General features: G+C 47.3%; 3 protein-coding genes. 2 read left to right on the top strand and 1 reads right to left on the bottom strand.

Annotation, left to right across the window (positions count from 1 at the left end):
* Both V6C93_RS04045 and V6C93_RS04040 read left to right on the top strand, forming a co-directional pair.
* Positions 1-274: hypothetical protein (locus V6C93_RS04045; protein WP_333475364.1), on the top strand; the 274-nt coding region annotated here is incomplete at its 5' end.
* 71 nt (positions 275-345) lie between these two features.
* The gene (locus V6C93_RS04040; protein WP_333475363.1) at positions 346-1,794 is read left to right on the top strand and encodes a hybrid sensor histidine kinase/response regulator; all 1,449 of its coding nucleotides are present in this window, start codon (positions 346-348) and stop codon (positions 1,792-1,794) included.
* A 58-nt stretch (positions 1,795-1,852) separates the two neighbouring features.
* On the opposite strand, the gene aroA is transcribed toward V6C93_RS04040, so the two are convergent.
* Positions 1,853-3,202 carry a 3-phosphoshikimate 1-carboxyvinyltransferase gene (gene aroA, locus V6C93_RS04035; RefSeq protein ID WP_333475362.1) on the bottom strand — a complete coding sequence of 450 codons (1,350 nt, stop codon included), beginning with the start codon at positions 3,200-3,202 and terminating at the stop codon, positions 1,853-1,855.
* Between the last annotated feature and the right edge of the window lie 172 nt (positions 3,203-3,374).

Raw genomic sequence — 3,374 nt, 5'->3', positions numbered from 1 at the left:
ATTTCACTCACTCTTGGGGGTACGGGAAGGACTCCACGCTCTAGAAAACTCCTTGCAGACTGCCGAACTTGTGCCACCTCCGGCAGAGGAAGTCGCCCTTCTGTTTGATTTAGCGATGAAAGGTCGCGTCAAAACCCTTCTGGAAGAAGTGGAGAGAATTGAACAATTGGATGATAAATTTGTTCCTTTTGTCAAAGAAATACGTCAATTAGCTAAAAATTTTCAGGTCAAAAAAATTCGAGAATTTATCAAACAATATAGATTGCTCAGTTAGCTTAATACAGTCAGCGAGGAGTCTGTCACTTACCGCGCCGCTTTAAGAGTTTTTAAACACAGGACAAAAAAATGACGCACAGCTCAGAATTAGGCTTCATTTTAATAGTTGATGATACTCCCGAAAATTTGGAAGTGCTATCGGATGCCTTGAGCAGTGCTGGCTTTGAAATTGCGGTGGCAACTGATGGCGAAAGTGCCATTGAACAGGTTGCATACGAACTCCCCGATCTGATTTTGTTGGATGTATTGTTACCAGGAATTGACGGATTTGAAACTTGCCGACAGCTAAAGGAAAATGCCTCAACACACGACATCCCTGTGATTTTCATGACCGCCCTTGCCGATACAGAAGAGAAGGTCAAAGGTCTTTCTTTGGGATCAGTGGATTACATTACTAAGCCGTTTCAACAAGAGGAGGTGCTAGCCAGGGTAAAGCTGCACTTGAGACTGCGTTCCTTGACTAAGACACTCGCAGAGCAAAATGTGCTGTTGAAACAGGAAATCGAAGCGCGTACCACAGCAGAAGCCGCGTTGCACAAGCTCAATATTGAGTTAGAAAAACGGGTGATGGAGCGAACGACTGAACTTTCTAAAGCTCTAGATGACCTCAAACAAGCTCAAGTTCAACTGGTTCAACGTGAAAAACTAGCCAGCCTCGGTCAGTTAGTAGCTGGCGTAGCTCACGAAATTAGTAATCCAGTCAGCTTTATATTCAGCAATTACACCCCCACTAAAGAATACATTTTTGACATTATTAAAATCTTGCGCCTTTATCAGAAGCATTTTCCCACTCCTCCTGCCGAAATTCAAGAGGAGTCGGACTCCGTTGATTTAGAGTTCCTGCTTGAAGATCTGCCCAAAATTCTCGACTCGATGAAAGTGGGGGCCCAGAGCCTTTTCAATATCTCCGCGTCCCTACGCAACTTCTCCCGCTTGGATGCATTGGCTTTGGTGCCCGTCAATATTCACGAAGGCATCGATAGTGCGCTGTTAATTTTACAGCATCGACTGAAAGCTAGTGGCGATCGCCCTGCGATTGAGGTGATTAAAGAGTATGATAACTTGCCTCCAGTAGAGTGCTATCCCGGACAACTTAACCAGGTGTTTATTAATATCCTCGCCAACGCCATTGATGCCTTGGAAGAGGAAATTGACGTTTGTTTGGTTGAGGGAGAGGAAAATTCCTATGAAGCCGCATCGCTAACACCTAAGATTTGGATTCGCACTGAAGTGCATGAGGGTGACTTTGTAGTGATTCGGATTATTGACAATGGTTCTGGTATCACACCAGAGGTTCAGCAGCGGTTATTCGAGCCTATGTTTACCACAAAGCCAGTGGGCAAAGGTACTGGCTTGGGCTTGTCTATCAGTCGTCAGATTACAGAAGAAAAACATCATGGTCGGCTGGTATGCATTTCCTCCCCTGGCGAGGGGACAGAATTTGTGATTGAGATTCCAATCCAACATCTGTCAGTGGGTTGGTGTCCTCAGACCCAGCCAGAATCAAGGGCGATTTAGATTTAACGCAGACCCTCAATGATCGCATCGGTCAGCCAAATGATCATTGACTACCCAGTTATTGACGACAAAGTTGCTGTAAGGTGGTCGTAAAATCAGGATAAGAGATAGCAGCGGCTTCGGCACCCTTAATAGTGGTTGTGCCAGTAGCATTGAGTGCGGCGATCGCAAGACTCATCGCAATTCGGTGATCGGTATGACTATCCACCTCAGTTCCGACTAAAGGAGTACCGCCGATAATTTCCAGACCATCCGGTAATTCGGTAACACGGGCACCCATGCGGTTCAACTGGGATGCCATAACAGCAATGCGATCGCTTTCTTTAACTCGCAGTTCCGCTGCATCCTGAATCAGGGTCGTTCCTTCGGCGAAAGCAGCTGCAACTGCCAAAATTGGAATCTCATCAATTAAACGGGGAATCAAATTACCTGTAATTTTGCACCCTTTGAGCCGTCCATGTCGTACCCGTAAGTCTGCCACAGGCTCTCCGGCTACGACTCGCTGATTTTCTAGCTCGATGTCAGCTCCCATCATTGCTAGCGCTTCTAAAACGCCTGTGCGCGTAGGGTTAACGCCGATATTTTCGATGAGCACTTCTGAACCAGGCACAATGGCACCAGCAACCAGCCAAAAGGCCGCTGAGCTAATATCACCAGGAACAATGACCGTTTGCCCTTGCAATTGAGCGGGGCCTGTAACCGTGACACTGTTGGTGTCCGGGTCAACGCTGAGCTGTGCACCGAACGCTTTTAGCATCCGTTCACTGTGGTCACGGGAGAGGGCGGGTTCAGTAACAGTGGTTCTTCCTTCTGCCATTAAACCCGCCAGGAGGATACAGGACTTAACTTGGGCTGAGGCGATGGGAGAATGGTAATGAATCGGTTGTAGTTGTTGCCCTTGAATAGCTAGGGGAGCAAGAGTTGCTCCCTGACGCCCCCAGATTTTTGCGCCCATTTGCTGTAAGGGTTGGACAACACGAGACATCGGACGCGATCGCAGTGAACTGTCACCGGTTACAGTGAAAAATCGTTCGGGATGAGAGGCCAAAAGCCCCAACATCAGCCGCAGCGTAGTTCCAGAGTTGCCTGCATCAAGGACATCCATTGGTTCTTGCAACTGTCCCAATCCTATACCCTTAACAATGACCTGTTCTGTGTTCAGTTCCGAGATTTGAGCGCCCATTGCCCGAAAACACATAGCTGTGCTGCGAGGGTCTTCACCCAAGAGGAGCCCCTGAATCTGGGTCTCTCCTTGGGCGATCGCTCCCAACATTAAAGCACGGTGGGAGATAGATTTATCCCCTGGCACTTTGAGGTGTCCTTGGAGAGATAGCCCTGATACAGGCTTTTGAATGAGCAGATGGTGTTGATTTTCAGTAATGTTTATGGTAACAACGGCAGCAGGCATTGGGATAAGCTGGCATGAAACTGCAAAGAGAATCCTACCAAGCTTTGGTCAAGTTTATTGAAAGCCCCGCCCTGTCTTTTGCTTCTTTTTCCCCTTATTCTTTAATGTTGATTTGTTGACCTCTGCTAAGGCTTCTTGAAACAAATTATTTAAGTGTACTGGCACGCTAGCA

It is taken from the genome of Allocoleopsis sp., assembly GCF_036703385.1.
Lineage (GTDB): Bacteria > Cyanobacteriota > Cyanobacteriia > Cyanobacteriales > Coleofasciculaceae > Allocoleopsis.
This window is presented reverse-complemented; position numbering and strand designations above follow the sequence as displayed.